Source organism: Rahnella sp. PD4 (assembly GCF_049199325.1).
GTDB classification, from domain to species: Bacteria; Pseudomonadota; Gammaproteobacteria; order Enterobacterales; family Enterobacteriaceae; genus Rahnella; species Rahnella perminowiae.
Genome location: NZ_JBLZQF010000005.1, coordinates 330,451 through 346,671, shown reverse-complemented (window position 1 = coordinate 346,671; position 16,221 = coordinate 330,451). Strand labels below are relative to the sequence as shown.

At 51.8% G+C, this 16,221-nt stretch carries 15 protein-coding genes; 14 read left to right on the top strand and 1 reads right to left on the bottom strand.

Going from position 1 to position 16,221, the window contains the following annotated elements:
* Positions 1 to 18: 18 nt before the first annotated feature.
* The 10 genes from atpD (at position 19) to phoU (ending at position 11,425) form a co-directional block, all read left to right on the top strand.
* Positions 19 to 1,401 carry a F0F1 ATP synthase subunit beta gene (gene atpD, locus ACOZIO_RS15575; RefSeq protein WP_013577684.1) on the top strand — a complete coding sequence of 461 codons (1,383 nt, stop codon included), beginning with the start codon at positions 19 to 21 and terminating at the stop codon, positions 1,399 to 1,401.
* 27 nt (positions 1,402 to 1,428) lie between these two features.
* On the top strand, positions 1,429 to 1,851 hold the full coding sequence (locus ACOZIO_RS15570; RefSeq protein WP_101077831.1) for a F0F1 ATP synthase subunit epsilon: 423 nt from the start codon (positions 1,429 to 1,431) through the stop codon (positions 1,849 to 1,851).
* Between the two features lie 271 nt (positions 1,852 to 2,122).
* On the top strand, positions 2,123 to 3,493 hold the full coding sequence (glmU, locus tag ACOZIO_RS15565; protein ID WP_129954131.1) for a bifunctional UDP-N-acetylglucosamine diphosphorylase/glucosamine-1-phosphate N-acetyltransferase GlmU: 1,371 nt from the start codon (positions 2,123 to 2,125) through the stop codon (positions 3,491 to 3,493).
* Positions 3,494 to 3,625: 132 nt separating this feature from the next.
* Entirely contained in the window at positions 3,626 to 5,455 is a 1,830-nt protein-coding gene (gene glmS / locus ACOZIO_RS15560; RefSeq protein ID WP_217220958.1) for a glutamine--fructose-6-phosphate transaminase (isomerizing), read from the top strand.
* Positions 5,456 to 5,633: 178 nt separating this feature from the next.
* Positions 5,634 to 6,521, top strand: a complete 888-nt coding sequence (gene rluF / locus ACOZIO_RS15555) for a 23S rRNA pseudouridine(2604) synthase RluF (protein ID WP_217158937.1) — start codon at positions 5,634 to 5,636, stop codon at positions 6,519 to 6,521.
* A gap of 216 nt (positions 6,522 to 6,737) precedes the next feature.
* Positions 6,738 to 7,778, top strand: coding sequence for a phosphate ABC transporter substrate-binding protein PstS (pstS, locus tag ACOZIO_RS15550; protein WP_421595478.1), 1,041 nt, complete (start codon positions 6,738 to 6,740; stop codon positions 7,776 to 7,778).
* Positions 7,779 to 7,970: 192 nt separating this feature from the next.
* Positions 7,971 to 8,927 (top strand): phosphate ABC transporter permease PstC, encoded by a 957-nt coding sequence (gene pstC / locus ACOZIO_RS15545; RefSeq protein WP_129954123.1) that lies wholly within the window; start codon positions 7,971 to 7,973, stop codon positions 8,925 to 8,927.
* A gap of 1 nt (position 8,928) precedes the next feature.
* Positions 8,929 to 9,816, top strand: coding sequence for a phosphate ABC transporter permease PstA (gene pstA, locus ACOZIO_RS15540; protein WP_129991556.1), 888 nt, complete (start codon positions 8,929 to 8,931; stop codon positions 9,814 to 9,816).
* A gap of 99 nt (positions 9,817 to 9,915) precedes the next feature.
* Complete coding sequence (pstB, locus tag ACOZIO_RS15535; protein ID WP_013577692.1) at positions 9,916 to 10,683, top strand: phosphate ABC transporter ATP-binding protein PstB; 768 nt, start codon at positions 9,916 to 9,918, stop codon at positions 10,681 to 10,683.
* A gap of 10 nt (positions 10,684 to 10,693) precedes the next feature.
* A complete protein-coding gene (gene phoU, locus ACOZIO_RS15530) occupies positions 10,694 to 11,425 on the top strand; it encodes a phosphate signaling complex protein PhoU (RefSeq protein WP_112290873.1) in 732 nt (243 codons plus the stop codon).
* An 84-nt stretch (positions 11,426 to 11,509) separates the two neighbouring features.
* Here phoU and ACOZIO_RS15525 read toward each other — a convergent pair whose 3' ends face one another.
* A complete protein-coding gene (locus tag ACOZIO_RS15525; protein WP_129954119.1) occupies positions 11,510 to 12,202 on the bottom strand; it encodes a TetR family transcriptional regulator in 693 nt (230 codons plus the stop codon).
* A 164-nt stretch (positions 12,203 to 12,366) separates the two neighbouring features.
* On the opposite strand from ACOZIO_RS15525, the gene ACOZIO_RS15520 reads away from it, so the two are divergent.
* From ACOZIO_RS15520 to ACOZIO_RS15505, 4 genes are all read left to right on the top strand, one after another.
* The gene (locus ACOZIO_RS15520; RefSeq protein WP_238483487.1) at positions 12,367 to 13,146 is read left to right on the top strand and encodes a sugar phosphate isomerase/epimerase family protein; all 780 of its coding nucleotides are present in this window, start codon (positions 12,367 to 12,369) and stop codon (positions 13,144 to 13,146) included.
* Positions 13,147 to 13,248: 102 nt separating this feature from the next.
* Positions 13,249 to 13,692: a fructose PTS transporter subunit IIA gene (locus tag ACOZIO_RS15515; RefSeq protein WP_217220955.1), complete on the top strand. Its 444-nt coding sequence runs from the start codon at positions 13,249 to 13,251 to the stop codon at positions 13,690 to 13,692.
* Positions 13,693 to 13,705: 13 nt separating this feature from the next.
* The gene (locus tag ACOZIO_RS15510; RefSeq protein ID WP_421595477.1) at positions 13,706 to 15,151 is read left to right on the top strand and encodes a PTS fructose-like transporter subunit IIBC; all 1,446 of its coding nucleotides are present in this window, start codon (positions 13,706 to 13,708) and stop codon (positions 15,149 to 15,151) included.
* Complete coding sequence (locus ACOZIO_RS15505; RefSeq protein ID WP_421595476.1) at positions 15,141 to 16,220, top strand: peptidase; 1,080 nt, start codon at positions 15,141 to 15,143, stop codon at positions 16,218 to 16,220. The genes ACOZIO_RS15510 and ACOZIO_RS15505 overlap by 11 nt, the downstream gene beginning before the upstream one ends.
* Position 16,221: the final 1 nt, after the last annotated feature.

The window sequence follows — 16,221 nt, the reverse complement described above, 5'->3', positions numbered from 1 at the left end:
TTACGTAGAGGATTCAAGATGGCTACTGGAAAGATTATCCAGGTAATCGGCGCCGTGGTGGACGTCGAGTTCCCTCAGGATGCAGTACCGAACGTGTACAATGCTCTTGAGGTAGAAAACGGTACCTCCAAACTGGTGCTGGAAGTACAGCAACAGTTAGGCGGCGGCGTTGTTCGTTGTATCGCAATGGGTACCTCAGACGGCCTGCGTCGCGGTCTGAAAGTGAACAACCTGGAACACCCAATTGAAGTACCGGTGGGTAAAGCGACTCTGGGTCGTATCATGAACGTATTGGGTGAACCAATCGACATGAAAGGTGCAATCGGCGAAGAAGAACGTCGTGCGATTCACCGTGCTGCGCCTTCTTATGAAGAGCTGGCAAACTCTCAGGAATTGCTGGAAACCGGTATCAAAGTTATGGACCTGATGTGTCCGTTCGCTAAGGGCGGTAAAGTCGGTCTGTTCGGTGGTGCGGGTGTAGGTAAAACTGTAAACATGATGGAGCTGATCCGTAACATCGCGATCGAGCACTCCGGTTATTCTGTGTTTGCAGGCGTGGGTGAGCGTACTCGTGAGGGTAATGACTTCTACCACGAAATGACTGACTCCAACGTTATCGACAAAGTTTCCCTGGTGTATGGTCAGATGAATGAGCCACCAGGTAACCGTCTGCGTGTTGCACTGACCGGCCTGACTATGGCGGAGAAATTCCGTGATGAAGGTCGTGACGTACTGCTGTTCGTTGACAACATTTACCGTTACACCCTGGCCGGTACTGAAGTGTCCGCACTTCTGGGCCGTATGCCATCGGCGGTAGGTTATCAGCCAACGCTGGCGGAAGAGATGGGCGCTCTGCAAGAACGTATCACCTCTACCAAAAGTGGTTCCATCACCTCCGTACAGGCCGTTTACGTTCCTGCGGATGACTTGACTGACCCATCACCTGCTACCACCTTCGCTCACTTAGATGCGACCGTGGTTCTGAGTCGTCAGATCGCGTCACTGGGTATTTACCCGGCGGTTGACCCACTGGATTCCACCAGCCGTCAGCTGGATCCACTGGTTGTTGGTCAGGAACACTACGATGTGGCTCGTGGCGTGCAGTCTATTCTGCAACGTTACCAGGAACTGAAAGACATCATCGCGATCCTGGGTATGGACGAGTTGTCAGAAGATGACAAACTGGTTGTATCCCGTGCGCGTAAAATTCAGCGCTTCCTGTCCCAGCCATTCTTCGTGGCCGAAGTCTTTACCGGTTCTCCGGGCAAGTTCGTATCGCTGAAAGATACCATTCGTGGTTTCAAAGGCATTATGGACGGCGACTACGATCACCTGCCGGAACAAGCGTTCTACATGGTTGGCACCATTGATGAAGCAGTGGAAAAAGCCAAGAAACTGTAACGCTAGCTTGTTGTGAGAGAGGATGACATGGCTGAAAAAGCTTACCATCTGGATGTTGTCAGTGCGGAAAAACGTATGTTTGCCGGCATGGTACAAAAGATCCAGGTGACGGGTAGCGAAGGCGAACTGGGTATTTTCCCGGGGCATGCTCCGCTGCTCACCGCCATCAAGCCTGGCATGGTGCGCATTGTTAAAGAACACGGTGAAGAAGAGTATATCTATCTTTCCGGCGGCATCCTTGAGGTGCAACCGAATGCAACGACCGTGTTGGCTGATACTGCAATCCGTGGGCAAGACCTCGACGAAGCGCGAGCGCTTGAAGCTAAGCGCAAAGCGGAAGAACACATTAGTGGTTCTCACGGCGACGTTGATTACGCTCAGGCGTCAGCGGAACTGGCTAAGGCGATCGCGAAACTTCGCGTTATCGAACTAACCAGAAAAGCGATGTAACTAAATCAGTTTAAAAAGCGACCTTCGGGTCGCTTTTTTTTTGTTTTTAAAAAAGCGTATTTTCAGTCATTTCCCCAAGGTTAATTTTCGATTTTAGTGGAATACTTGGACGATTAGTGGACGCTTTACCCTCCGTTTTTTTGCTGTAGTCTATGTCGTGTTCAACCCTTGCTGGCTGCGGCTTTCGGGTGGTTTTTGAAGCGAAATATGTAGTAATCCGTCCATTGAACGGATTACATTTGTCACTCAAATTGGATTTGTCAGGTTACCTATGTCGAACAGCACACTGAGTGTGGTGATCCTTGCCGCGGGCAAGGGAACACGCATGTATTCCAACCTTCCAAAAGTTCTTCATTCCTTGGCGGGCAAGCCAATGGTCCAGCACGTTATTGATGCGGCTACGCAGGTCGGCGCCCGCAACGTGCATCTGGTCTATGGTCACGGTGGCGATTTATTGAAGAAAAATCTGGCGGGCAGTGATCTGAACTGGGTATTGCAGGCAGAGCAACTGGGGACCGGTCATGCGATGCAGCAGGCGGCGCCTTATTTTGCCGATGACGAAGATATCCTGATGCTGTACGGCGATGTTCCGCTGATTTCCGTCGATACGCTGAATAATTTACTGCAAGCCAAACCGGAAGGTGGCATAGGTTTACTGACGGTGGTGCTGGATGATCCCACTGGCTATGGGCGTATCGTTCGTGAGAATGGCATCGTTACCGGCATCATTGAGCAAAAAGATGCCAGCGAAGAACAGCTGAAAATCCGTGAAATTAACACCGGCATCCTGGTCGCCAATGGCGCGTCATTAAAACGCTGGCTCAGCCAACTGAGCAACAACAATGCGCAGGGTGAATACTACATCACTGACATTATTGCGATGGCGCACGCCGAAGGACATATCATCGCGACGGTGCATCCGGCGCGTAACAGTGAGGTGGATGGTGTGAATAACCGCCTGCAACTGTCCCGTCTTGAACGCGTATATCAGAGTGAACAGGCAGAACGTCTGTTGCTTGAAGGCGTAATGCTGATGGATCCGGCGCGGTTTGATCTGCGTGGCGAACTGTCGCATGGTATCGACGTACTGATAGATACCAATGTCATTATCGAAGGTCACGTAAAACTGGGTGACCGCGTCAAGATCGGCGCAGGCTGTGTGCTGAAAAATTGCGTTATCGGCGACGATTGCGAAGTCAGTCCGTACAGCGTATTCGAAGATGCAGTGCTGGAAAGCGGCTGTACGGTCGGGCCTTTTGCCCGTCTGCGTCCCGGCGCTGAACTGGCAGAAGGTGCGCATGTTGGCAATTTCGTTGAAATCAAAAAAGCGCGTCTCGGCAAAGGCTCAAAAGCGGGCCATCTCTCCTATCTTGGTGATGCTGATATAGGGGATAACGTTAATATCGGCGCGGGTACCATCACCTGTAACTACGACGGTGTAAACAAGCATAAGACCATCATCGGTAACGATGTCTTTGTGGGTTCAGATTCTCAACTGGTCGCGCCCGTGACAGTGGGGAATAACGTGACCATCGCCGCCGGTACAACGGTCACCCGCGACGTGCCGGACAAGGGTTTAGTGTTAAGCCGGGTGCCTCAGTTACATAAACCAGACTGGCAGAAACCGGTAAAGAAAAAATAAGCTGTTCATAATAATTCCCCACTCTCTACAAGGCTCGGGGAACCGCAAGTACACCGGAAAACGGGGCTTGTGGATAAATCAGGTCAGGCATCAAAAAAGGTCCCGAAAAGACCTTCAATAGGAATAAAACTGATGTGTGGAATTGTAGGCGCAGTAGCGCAACGCGATATTGCTGAAATTCTGTTGGAAGGTTTACGTCGTCTCGAATACCGCGGTTATGACTCCGCCGGGCTGGCTGTCATTGATGCTGCGGGAAAAATGGGCCGCTTACGTCGTCTGGGTAAAGTCCAGATGCTGGCTGATGCACTGGACGAACATCCTTTGCAGGGCGGCACCGGTATTGCTCACACGCGATGGGCCACTCATGGCGAACCTTCTGAAGCGAATGCTCACCCGCATGTATCTGATTACATTGCCGTCGTGCATAACGGTATTATCGAAAACCACGAACCTCTGCGTGAATTACTGACTGAACGCGGCTACCGTTTTGATTCTGAAACGGATACTGAAGTGATCGCACATCTGGTGCATTGGGAACAACTTCAGGGCGGTACGCTGCTGGAAGTCGTACAGCGTGTGATCCCGCAACTGCGTGGCGCTTACGGTACTGTGGTGATGGACAGGCGCGACCCGTCTGTCCTGGTGGCCGCCCGTTCCGGTAGCCCGCTGGTGATTGGTCGTGGCGTTGGGGAAAACTTCATTGCTTCCGACCAGTTGGCACTGTTACCTGTGACCCGTCGCTTCCTGTTCCTTGAAGAAGGGGATGTGGCTGAAATTAAACGCCGTTCTGTCAGCGTTTATGATAAAACCGGCCATGCCGTTGAGCGTGAAGAAATTGAATCTAAAGTGCAGTACGACGCCGGTGATAAAGGCGTATACCGTCACTATATGCAAAAAGAGATCTACGAACAGCCGCTGGCAATCAAAAACACCCTGGAAGGGCGTTTCAGCCACGGTGAAGTGAACCTCAGCGAGCTGGGCGAAAAAGCGGACGAAATCTTATCGCGTGTTCAACATGTGCAGATTATCGCCTGTGGCACGTCATATAACTCGGGAATGGTGGCGCGTTACTGGTTTGAGTCACTGGCTGGCATGCCTTGTGATGTTGAGATCGCTTCAGAGTTTCGCTATCGCAAATCTGCCGTTCGTCCGGGCAGCCTGATCATTACACTGTCTCAGTCTGGTGAAACGGCAGATACGCTGGCCGCGCTGCGTTTGTCGAAAGAGCTGGGTTATCTCGGTTCTCTGGCAGTGTGTAACGTAGCCGGTTCTTCACTGGTGCGTGAATCCGATCTGGCGCTGATGACCAAAGCAGGCACTGAAATCGGCGTGGCATCAACCAAAGCGTTCACCACACAACTGACCGTTCTGCTGATGCTGGTGGCGCGTATGGGGCGCCTGAAAGGGATGAATCCGCAAGTTGAGCACGATATTGTTCACGCGCTCCAGGCGTTGCCTGCGCGTATCGAACAAATGTTGTCGCTGGATAAAACCATCGAAACGCTGGCCGAAGGTTTTTCTGATAAACATCACGCTCTGTTCCTTGGCCGTGGTGATCAGTATCCGATTGCGATGGAAGGTGCGCTGAAGCTGAAAGAGATTTCTTATATTCACGCGGAAGCCTATGCGGCGGGTGAGCTGAAGCATGGTCCGCTGGCGCTGATTGACGCAGATATGCCGGTGATCGTGGTGGCACCAAATAACGAATTGCTGGAAAAACTGAAATCGAATATCGAAGAAGTGCGCGCCCGTGGCGGTTTGCTGTATGTCTTTGCCGATCAGGATGCCGGTTTTACCGACAGTGAAGGCATGAAGATTATCCAGCTGCCACACGTTGAGGAAATTGTCGCACCTATTTTCTATACCGTTCCGCTACAGTTGCTGTCCTACTACGTTGCCCTGATTAAAGGTACCGACGTTGACCAGCCACGTAACCTGGCGAAATCTGTGACTGTCGAATAAGACTGTCCGGTTTCAGCTATGCGATATATAAGCGCCTCCCGGGGCGCTTTTCTATTTTCAGAATGTTTTTGCCTGATTCCCCACTTTCCCGGCAGCCGATCACGATTCTCCCCTCTCAGGCTTCGTAACCCGCCCCGGATAAGGTATAGTTCGCGTTTTTCTGAAGGTACCCCGCTGAATGCTGACCAATTCCTCCATTCGTCTTAACAAATACATTAGCGAGAGCGGTATCTGCTCACGCCGCGATGCCGATCGTTACATCGAACAGGGAAATGTTTTCATCAACGGCAGGCGTGCCGCAGTGGGGGCTCAGGTGTTTGCCACAGACGTGGTGAAAGTTAACGGTCAGCTTATCGAGCCACGTGATGAAGAAGATCTGGTGCTTATCGCGCTGAACAAGCCGGTAGGTATTATCACCACGATGGAAGAGGGGGAGCGGGACAATATCCGTGATTTCGTCAATCACAGCAAGCGTGTCTTCCCGATTGGCCGTCTGGATAAAGATTCCCAGGGGCTGATTTTACTGACTAACCATGGCGATCTGGTCAATAAAATCCTGCGTGCCGGTAATGATCACGAAAAAGAGTACATCGTGACCGTTAATAAACCGATCACTGACGAATTTATTGCAGGTATGGGCGCTGGCGTGCCGATGCTTGGCACGGTGACCAAGAAATGCAAAGTAAAGAAAGAAGCACCCATGGTGTTTCGTATTACGCTGGTACAGGGGCTTAACCGACAGATCCGCCGTATGTGTAAGCACTTCGGTTATGAAGTCACTAAGCTTGAGCGCGTGCGTATTATGAACATCAACCTGAAAGGTGTTCCACCGGGAGAATGGCGGGATTTAACCGATGATGAATTGATCGAGTTATTCAGGCTGATTGAAAACTCCTCGTCTGAAGATAAACCGGCGAAAAAAACGCAGGCAAAGCATACTCAGGCTAAAAAAGCGGTTGTCACAAAACCGGCTGCCACAAAAACAAAAAATACCGAAAAACCTGAAGCTAATTCTGCATCCCGCAAGCGTTTTGCCCAGCCTGGTCGTAAGAAAAAAGGGCGTTAATTTACCTGTTTTTCATTATCTGCCGGTGTAATAACCGGCTTTTCCCGCTTAAAACACCTTCATATTGCCCGGGTGGTTCGAATTGTGAACGGTGTCATAAAACTGTCATATAACGTACATTTTACTGTCACTAAACTGTCCTATTTTCCTCCTGTGCCAAACACTTTAATTAACGTCGACATCAGTCGGGAAGTTTAAAACCACCAGGAGTGGAACATGAAATTGATGCGTAACACCGTCGCCGGTTTTGTAGCAGCGACTTTCTCCCTCACAGCAATGTCTGCTTTCGCTGCCACTAACCTGACTGGCGCTGGCGGCACCTTCCCCGCACCTGTCTATGCTAAGTGGGCTGACGCATATCAGAAAGCAACCGGTACTCAGGTGAACTACCAGGGCATCGGTTCTTCCGGCGGTGTAAAACAAATCATCGCCAAGACCGTTGATTTCGGCGCATCTGATGCACCGATGAAAGAAGAAGATCTGAATAAAAATGGCCTGTTCCAGTTCCCTACCGTGATCGGTGGCGTGGTGCTGGCTGTTAACATCCCTGGCATCAAATCTGGTCAGCTGACACTCGATGGCGCAACGCTGGGTGACATTTACCTCGGTAAAATCAAAAAGTGGAACGACGCAGCGATCACTAAGCTGAACCCGGGTGTGAAATTGCCAGACACCAACATCGCAGTGGTGCGTCGTGCTGACGGTTCCGGTACTTCGTTCGTATTCACCAGCTATCTGGCGAAAGTCAACAGCGAGTGGAAAGACAAAATCGGTGCAGGTTCAACGGTGAACTGGCCAACGGGTCTCGGTGGCAAAGGCAATGACGGTGTGGCCGCATTCGTACAGCGTCTGCCAGGTTCAATCGGTTACGTTGAATATGCTTATGCTAAGCAAAATAACCTGGCTTATACCAAGCTGGTCGATGCAGACGGCAAAGCTATCAGCCCGACGGAAGCCTCCTTCAGTGCAGCTGCTAAAGGCGCTGACTGGAGCAAAACCTTCGCTCAGGACCTGACCAATCAGAAAGGTGATAATGCGTGGCCAATCAGCTCCACCACTTTCATCCTGGTTTACAAAGATCAGCAAGATGCAGCGAAGGGCGCAGAAGTGCTGAAGTTCTTCGACTGGGCCTACAAAAATGGCACCAAACTGACAACTGATTTGGACTATGCCGCACTGCCAGCCTCTGTTGTAGAGCAGATCCGTGCAGCATGGAAGACCAACATCAAAGACAGCAGCGGTAAAGCACTGTACTAGGAATACCCGTCATACCTGAAGCTGCACCGGCGTTAGCTGCGCTCGTTCACCCGAATCACTTACTTGAGTAAGCTCATCGGGATTCACTTGCTTGCTGCCTTGGTGCAACTCCAATTATTTTGGGTATAGTAACTCTGCTTCATTCCCTCTCCGGCCGGGGAGGGAATTAAATCTGAATTAAAAGAGAGTGGTATGGCTGAATACAAGCCGGCTATCAAGGCACCTGGCAAAAACGGTGACATCATCTTCGGCGCGCTGGTTAAACTGGCAGCGCTGATAGTGCTATTTATGCTGGGCGGCATTATCGTCTCGCTGTTTATTGCTTCTCTGCCGAGCATTGAAAAGTTCGGATTATCCTTCCTGTGGACGAAAACCTGGGATGCGCCGAACCAACAATTTGGTGCACTGGTGCCGATTTATGGCACGGTTGTAACCTCCATTATTGCCCTGCTGATTGCTGTTCCGGTGAGCTTTGGCATCGCATTATTTCTCACCGAGCTTGCACCTAACTGGATGAAGCGCCCGCTGGGGATTGCTATTGAACTGCTGGCGGCTATCCCCAGTATTGTTTATGGCATGTGGGGTCTGTTCGTTTTCGCCCCGCTGTTTGCGCAATATTTCCAGACGCCAGTGGGCGACGTGCTTTCCGGTATCCCGATTGTTGGCGAACTGTTTGCTGGCCCGGGTTTCGGTATCGGTATTCTGGCGGCAGGTGTCATTCTCGCCATTATGATCATCCCGTACATAGCTTCCGTTATGCGTGATGTATTCGAACAAACGCCGGTGATGATGAAAGAATCTGCTTACGGCATTGGTTGCACCACATGGGAGGTGATCTGGCGCATCGTGCTGCCGTTCACCAAAAATGGTGTGATTGGTGGCGTGATGTTAGGCCTGGGACGCGCACTTGGCGAGACCATGGCGGTGACCTTCATTATCGGTAACACCTACCAGCTCGACAGCGCATCGCTGTACGCGCCGGGCAACAGTATTACCTCCGCACTGGCGAACGAATTTGCCGAAGCGGAAGCCGGATTGCACACCTCTGCACTGATGGAACTGGGACTGATCCTGTTCGTCATTACCTTTATTGTTCTGGCGCTGTCGAAAATGATGATCCTGCGTCTGGCTAAGAAAGAGGGCCGTTAAGATGACGACACTCGACATGCAAAGTACCCCGGCGCTGCTGGAATCGCGTCGAAAACGTCAGGCGTGGCGCCGTCAGAAAAACCGTCTGGCACTGATGATCTCCATGCTGACCATGGCGTTTGGCCTGTTCTGGCTGGTGTGGATCCTGTTCACCACTATCGTTAAAGGTGTTGACGGAATGTCGCTGGCGCTGTTCACGCAGAACACCCCGCCACCGAATACGGCAGGCGGTGGTCTGGCTAATGCCATTGCAGGCAGCGGATTACTGATTTTATGGGCCACGTTGATTGGTACGCCACTGGGCGTCATGGCCGGGATTTATCTCGCCGAATATGGTCGTAAATCCTGGCTGGCGGAATTCATCCGTTTTATTAACGACATCCTGCTCTCTGCGCCATCGATTGTGGTGGGCTTGTTTGTGTACACCATCATGGTGGCAAAAATGGGGCATTTCTCCGGATGGGCGGGTGTGCTGGCGCTGGCGCTGTTACAGATCCCGATTGTTATCCGCACCACGGAAAATATGCTGAAACTGGTGCCGGACAGCCTGCGTGAAGCGGCTTATGCGCTGGGTACGCCGAAGTGGAAAATGATCTCAGCCATCACGCTGAAAGCCTCTGTTTCCGGCATTATTACCGGGATACTGTTGGCGATTGCCCGTATTGCCGGTGAAACCGCGCCGCTGCTGTTCACCTCGCTCTCCAATCAGTTCTGGAGCACCGACATGATGCAGCCGATTGCTAACCTGCCGGTCACCATCTTTAAGTTTGCGATGAGCCCGTTCGGCGAATGGCAACAACTGGCCTGGGCGGGCGTGCTGCTGATTACGGTTTGTGTGCTGTTACTGAACATCCTGGCGCGTGTGATTTTTGCCCCGAAAAAGCAATAAGTTAATTCATTATTGATGGCAGGCGATAACGGCTGCTGTCACTGTTTACCCGGCGTCGCCATGCGGCGCACGAAAAAGAGAGATGTCTTAATGAGTCGAATGACTGACGCATCCAACAGCAAAATTCAGGTTCGTGATCTGAACTTTTATTACGGCAAATTCCACGCGCTGAAAAATATTTCCCTGGATATTGCTAAGAACGAAGTCACGGCATTCATCGGCCCTTCAGGTTGTGGCAAATCCACGCTGCTGCGTACGTTTAACAAAATGTACCAGTTGTATCCGGAACAGCATGCTGAAGGTGAAATCCTGCTTGATGGCGAAAACATACTGGTTGATAAGCAAGATATCGCGCTGCTGCGTGCCAAAGTTGGCATGGTCTTCCAGAAACCGACGCCGTTTCCGATGTCAATTTATGACAACATTGCGTTTGGTGTCCGCCTGTTTGAGAAGTTGTCCCGCACGGACATGGATGAGCGCGTGCAATGGGCGCTGACTAAAGCCGCGCTGTGGAATGAATCCAAAGACAAGCTGCACCAGAGCGGTTATAGCCTGTCCGGCGGTCAGCAACAGCGTCTGTGTATCGCGCGTGGTATTGCGATCCGCCCTGACGTTTTATTGCTCGATGAACCTTGCTCCGCGCTCGATCCAATTTCTACCGGTCGTATCGAAGAACTGATCACCGAGCTAAAATCTGATTACACCGTGGTGATTGTGACTCACAACATGCAGCAGGCTGCGCGTTGTTCAGATCGCACTGCGTTTATGTATCTGGGCGAACTGATCGAATACAGCGACACTGACTCGCTGTTCACTTCACCAGCGCGCAAACAGACTGAAGATTACATTACTGGCCGCTACGGTTGAGGTAAAAAGAATGGATAACCTGAACTTAAACAAACACATTTCTGGCCAGTTTAATGCAGAGCTTGAGCACATCCGCACACAGGTTCTGGCGATGGGTGGCCTGGTTGAGCAACAACTGACTGATGCCATCACTGCGATGCACAATCAGGATGCCGAACTGGCGCAACGCGTTATCAAAGGCGATGACAAAGTTAACCTGATGGAAGTGGCGATCGACGAAGCTTGTGTGCGCATCATTGCCAAGCGCCAGCCAACCGCCAGCGATTTACGTCTGGTGATGGCGATTATCAAAACCATTTCTGAACTCGAGCGTATCGGTGATGTGGCCGATAAAATCTGCCGCACGGCGCTGGAAAAATTCTCACATTTGCACCAGCCGTTGCTGGTCAGCCTGGAATCGCTGGGGCGTCATACCGTAGAGATGCTGCATGATGTGCTGGATGCTTTTGCACGTATGGATCTTGACGAAGCGGTGCGTATTTACCGTGAAGACAAAAAAGTGGATCAGGAATATGAAGGCATCGTGCGCCAGCTGATGACTTACATGATGGAAGATCCGCGGACGATTCCAAGCGTGCTGACCGCGCTGTTCTGCGCCCGTTCTATCGAGCGTATCGGTGACCGCTGCCAGAACATTTGCGAGTTCATTTTCTACTTCGTGAAAGGTCAGGATTTCCGTCATGTCGGCGGCGACGCACTGGATAAATTACTGACAGACGGCAAAGACGCGCCGAAAGAATAACGGTTTGCTGAGATTGCCGCACAAAAAAGGCCTCAGACGAGGCCTTTTTGCTTTCAGATCGATACCAGCGTCCGATCAACACAATTATTTCATCACATATCGCAGGGCAACCATGACAGCCAGCTGGCGATAATGGGCGGTCTGTAAATCCCCTTCATCCGGATTTTCAAACAAAGCGCCGAACGTATATTGGTTAGCGACCTGGTGCACACACAGGCTGCTGATGAGGCGGTGAACGTCACGCGCCTGCGCATCATCCTTAAACAGATGGCTTTGTTTACCACGTTCAAGGATATCTTCCAGCAGCGTTAATGCCGTTTTGTTAATTTCACGGATGCTGGTGGACTGGCGGATAAACCGGCCACGCAGCATGTTTTCCGTGGACACAATACGGATGAATTCCGGATGAGAGACATGGAAATCAAAGCTGGCTTCCACCAGTTTAACGATCGCTTCCGCCGGTGGCAGGGAAGATAAGTCCAGTTCCAGTTCATGCTGACGAATACCGCGATAAACGTGCTCCAGCACCAGCATATACAGGGCTTCTTTGGTCTTATAGTGATAGACCACCATACGTTTCGTAGTACGGGCATTGGAGGCAATGTTTTCCATGCGCGCGCCCATCAGACCGGATTCAGCGAATTCAGCCAGAGCACTGTCGAAAATGCGCTGCCTGAGCCCTATCGGATCATTTTTACGTCCCGGCGCCGGGGAATTTTGGCTGCTCAGCGTCTTATCCTCTTCATTAACCCCATTCTCGCCACAGAGATTAACCATTGCTTCGTCCAGATACAATCTGTGCGTTCATACAACTTCGCCGCACTTGACGAACGTGGCATGAGGGTTCACTACTGTAAGTATCGAAGCCTGAATTAAAGGACGCCATTTTGCCTGCAACAACCCGGTTACATTCTATTGCGACAGTTTCAGTACCAGGAACTTTGCCAGAAAAACTCACTGCTATTGCGGCGGCAGGGTTTGATGGTGTAGAGATATTCGAAGATGATTTACTTAAAAGTCCGGTCAAACCGGCGGCTATCCGTAACCTGGCCGATTCCCTCGGCCTGCGCATTTTCCTGCTGCAACCTTTCCGTGATTTCGAAGGGGTGCCTGCGGAGAAGCGGGTTGAAAAACTTGCCAGCGCACGCCGTCAGTTCGATCTGATGAGCGAACTGGGATGCGACCATTTACTGGTGTGCAGCAATACTGATCCCGCCAGTTCGCCGGAGCGCGAGGTACAGATTGCCGATCTCGCGGCGCTGGCCGCAATGGCGCAGCCGTATGCTATCCGCATTGGCTATGAAGCACTGGCATGGGGGAAGCATATCAACCGCTACCGTCAGGCGTGGGATCGGGTGCGCGAGGTGAATAGCCCGGCGCTGGGTATTGTGCTCGACAGTTTTCATATTTTAGCGGTGGGTGACAATCTGGACCGTCTGGATGAAGTGCCGCTGGAAAAAATCAGTTTCCTGCAACTGGCCGATGCGCCGTTTAAGGACATGAACGTGCAGCAGTGGAGCCGCAGTTACCGCTGTTATCCCGGCCAGGGTGATTTACCGCTGGTAGATTTCGTCAGCACGCTGAACCGTAAAGGTTTCACGGGCCCGTGGTCACTGGAAATCTTTAATGATAAAACCTTGCCACTGGCCGATGGCCTGCGCTCCCTGACTGAGCTGGAAAAGCGGATGCAGGCTTACGATCCGTCCGCCTCTGAAAACTGATTCATTGCCAATATGTCATTCCTGACGTGACATATTGGCGATCATTCGCCCACTGCGCTTTGTTTATACTGAAAACCCTGTTCTCACATGGATGTTTTCATCATGACGCTTTTCTCTTCTCAGGCGATAAACCTTTCCCTTCGCGGCCGTACACAGGCTGAAATCCTCCATGAGCTGGCCGAAATGGCCGCTGGCCTTGGAAAAATTAACAATCCTAAAATTTTTGCGCAGGCACTCACCGTGCGTGAATTACATGGCTCTACTGGATTTGGTGACGGCGTCGCGCTGCCGCATACCCGTTCTGCCTGTGTCACATCCCCCGGTATTCTGGTAGCCAGAACTGCGCATCCGGTCACATGGAATGCCTCAGATGATGAGCCGGTTTCCTGCTGGCTGTGTCTGATGATCCCCGAAAATGGTTCAGACGCCGACACGTTGTTACTGTCTAAACTGTGTCGGAAAATGGTCAATCCTGATTTTATCGCAGCACTCAAAACCCGTGATGAACACGGCATTGTTGAGCTGATTTTCAACGCTATTTCCTGACAGGACGTCGGCAATGGAAAACAATTGGAAACTGGTCGCCGTGACCAACTGCCCGGCGGGTATTGCGCATACTTATATGGTGGCTGAGGCACTGGAAAGAAAAGCCCGTTCGCTGGGACACGATATTAAAGTTGAAACGCAGGGCGCCAGCGGCGTGGAAAATACACTGACCGCACAGGAGATTGAGGCCGCAGATTTTGTCATTCTGGCGCTGGGCAGAACCCTCAGTGAAGACGATCGCCGTCGCTTTGCCGGAAAACGCGTACTGGAAATGAAAATTTCTGACGCGCTGAAAAACATTCCGCTTGTCTTCAACACGCTGGAAGAAAAAGCAATGTTAATGAAGGAGGCATCCGGCGTCAGGCTTGGTCAGCAGCCGGTGAAAGCCGACAGCATCATGAATCATCTGATGGCGGGTGTCTCAGCAGCTTTACCGTTTGTGATCGGCGGGGGATTGCTGGTGGCGCTGGCCAATATGCTGGTGCAGATGGGGTTGCCATATATTGCGCAGGGCAATGACGTTTCGCCATCCTTTACCTGGATTGTGGAATCCATCGGTTATCTGGGGTTCAAATTCATGATCCCGGTAATGGGTGCGTACATTGCCAGTTCGGTAGGCGATAAACCGGCGTTTGCCCCGGCCTTCCTGGTCAGTTATCTGGCCAATGACAGCGCGATGCTGGGCACCAGTTCCGGCGCAGGTTTTCTCGGCGCGGTGGTCCTCGGGTTAAGCATCGGCTATTTCGTCCGTGCATTGCGTAAAGTCCGACTTGGAAATTCACTTCAGCCATTGCTCGGCTCAATGCTGATCCCGTTCGTGACATTGGCGCTGTTTGGCCTGCTGACTTACTACCTGATCGGGCCCGTCATGGCCGGCATGATGGAACTCCTGCTGCATCTGCTCAATACCATCCCGATGTCGATGAAACTCGGCGCAGCCTGTCTGGTCGGCGCGATGCTGGCGTTTGACATGGGCGGGCCGGTCAACAAAACAGCGTGGTTTTTCTGTTTTTCACTGCTCGATAAAGGCATTTATGACTGGTATGCCATTGTCGGTGTGGTCGCGCTGATGCCGCCGATGTCTGCCGCACTGGCGACATTTCTCGCCCCTCGTCTGTTTACCGAACAGGAGCGGGGTGCTGCGGTCAGCACGCTGGTGGTAGGCGCCACGGTAGCCACCGAACCGGCTATTCCCTATGCACTTGCGGCTCCTCTGCCGATGATCACCGCCAACACGCTGAGCGGCGGCATTGCCGGAATGCTGGTGATGGTCTTTGGTCTCCGGCGGCTGGCACCCGGACTTGGGGTTTTCGATCCGCTTATTGGCCTGATGTCGCCGTGGTACAGCTTCTATCTGGTGCTGGGTATCGGGCTGCTGCTCAACGTGGCCTTCATCGTTATTTTCAAAAACTGGTGGATGAAACGCCAGACGTTAAGGACAACTGCTGATGCGATCTGACATTTTAAAAGACGGTTTACTGGAAAAATTGACGCTGGCTTCCGGTGTCAGCGGTGACGAACAGGAAATCCGTGAAATCCTGTATCAGGCGGTTAAACCTCATGCAGAGGAAATCACCTTTGACGGTTTGGGAAGTTTTATCGCCCGCAAAGGCAGCCGTGGCCCGAAAATCGCGCTGATTGCGCACATGGACGAAGTGGGATTTATTGTTAAGCATATCAATGCGGAAGGCTTCATTTACTTTGATACCGTCGGTTCGTGGTGGAACCAGAGTATGCTCAATCAGCGTGTGGAAATAAAAACCGCCAGCGGGGAAAAAATCCCCGGCATTATCGGCTCGGTCTCACCTCATGCACTGACGGAGGAAGATAAATGCCATCCCGTGAAAATAGAAAAAATGTTCATTGATATTGGCGCGGCGTCGGCAGAACAGGTCAGAGAGCGTGGCGTGGCGGTGGGAGATTTTATTTGCCCTGAGCCCTTCTTCAGCACGTTTGGTGATGTCGGCATTATGGCAAAAGCATTGGATAACCGTGCGGGCTGCGCCGTAGTGGCGGAGATTTTCCGCCAGTGCCAGAACCCGGATATCCAGCTTTATGCCGTGGCGACGGTGCAGGAGGAAGTTGGGTTGCGCGGTGCGCAGACGTCAGCGGAAGCCGTGAAACCTGATATCGCGATTGTGATAGACACCCTGGTGGCGGGTGATACACCGGGCCTCTGTCCTGTCGCCTTTCCCCTGAAACTCGGCGCAGGGCCAGCCATTTCTTTATTCGATAAGCGTTACATTGCTCACCGTAAATTAACGCAGCTTGTGAAGAATACCGCAGCAGAAATGGGTATTGATTTGCAGTTTTGCACACTCAAAACCGGCGCAACGGATGGCGGGCGTTATAACGTTATGGGCGGCGGAAGGCCGGTGATTGCATTGTGTCTGCCGACACGCTATCTGCATGCAAACGCCTCAGTGATTTGTGCTGCGGATTATAACATGCTGATCCGTCTGGTCGTTTCACTGGTAAATCATTACGGACAGGACGTTCATCAGCAGGTGACGCAATTTATCGGCTGAC

Bases quoted from the DNA above. Each gene is read 5' to 3' on its own strand.
- atpD (WP_013577684.1), top strand. From the start codon at position 19: ATGGCTACTGGAAAGATTATCCAGGTAATCGGCGCCGTGGTGGACGTC.
- ACOZIO_RS15570 (WP_101077831.1), top strand. From the start codon at position 1,429: ATGGCTGAAAAAGCTTACCATCTGGATGTTGTCAGTGCGGAAAAACGT.
- glmU (WP_129954131.1), top strand. From the start codon at position 2,123: ATGTCGAACAGCACACTGAGTGTGGTGATCCTTGCCGCGGGCAAGGGA.
- glmS (WP_217220958.1), top strand. From the start codon at position 3,626: ATGTGTGGAATTGTAGGCGCAGTAGCGCAACGCGATATTGCTGAAATT.
- rluF (WP_217158937.1), top strand. From the start codon at position 5,634: ATGCTGACCAATTCCTCCATTCGTCTTAACAAATACATTAGCGAGAGC.
- pstS (WP_421595478.1), top strand. From the start codon at position 6,738: ATGAAATTGATGCGTAACACCGTCGCCGGTTTTGTAGCAGCGACTTTC.
- pstC (WP_129954123.1), top strand. From the start codon at position 7,971: ATGGCTGAATACAAGCCGGCTATCAAGGCACCTGGCAAAAACGGTGAC.
- pstA (WP_129991556.1), top strand. From the start codon at position 8,929: ATGACGACACTCGACATGCAAAGTACCCCGGCGCTGCTGGAATCGCGT.
- pstB (WP_013577692.1), top strand. From the start codon at position 9,916: ATGACTGACGCATCCAACAGCAAAATTCAGGTTCGTGATCTGAACTTT.
- phoU (WP_112290873.1), top strand. From the start codon at position 10,694: ATGGATAACCTGAACTTAAACAAACACATTTCTGGCCAGTTTAATGCA.
- ACOZIO_RS15525 (WP_129954119.1), bottom strand. From the start codon at position 12,202: ATGGTTAATCTCTGTGGCGAGAATGGGGTTAATGAAGAGGATAAGACG.
- ACOZIO_RS15515 (WP_217220955.1), top strand. From the start codon at position 13,249: ATGACGCTTTTCTCTTCTCAGGCGATAAACCTTTCCCTTCGCGGCCGT.
- ACOZIO_RS15510 (WP_421595477.1), top strand. From the start codon at position 13,706: ATGGAAAACAATTGGAAACTGGTCGCCGTGACCAACTGCCCGGCGGGT.
- ACOZIO_RS15505 (WP_421595476.1), top strand. From the start codon at position 15,141: ATGCGATCTGACATTTTAAAAGACGGTTTACTGGAAAAATTGACGCTG.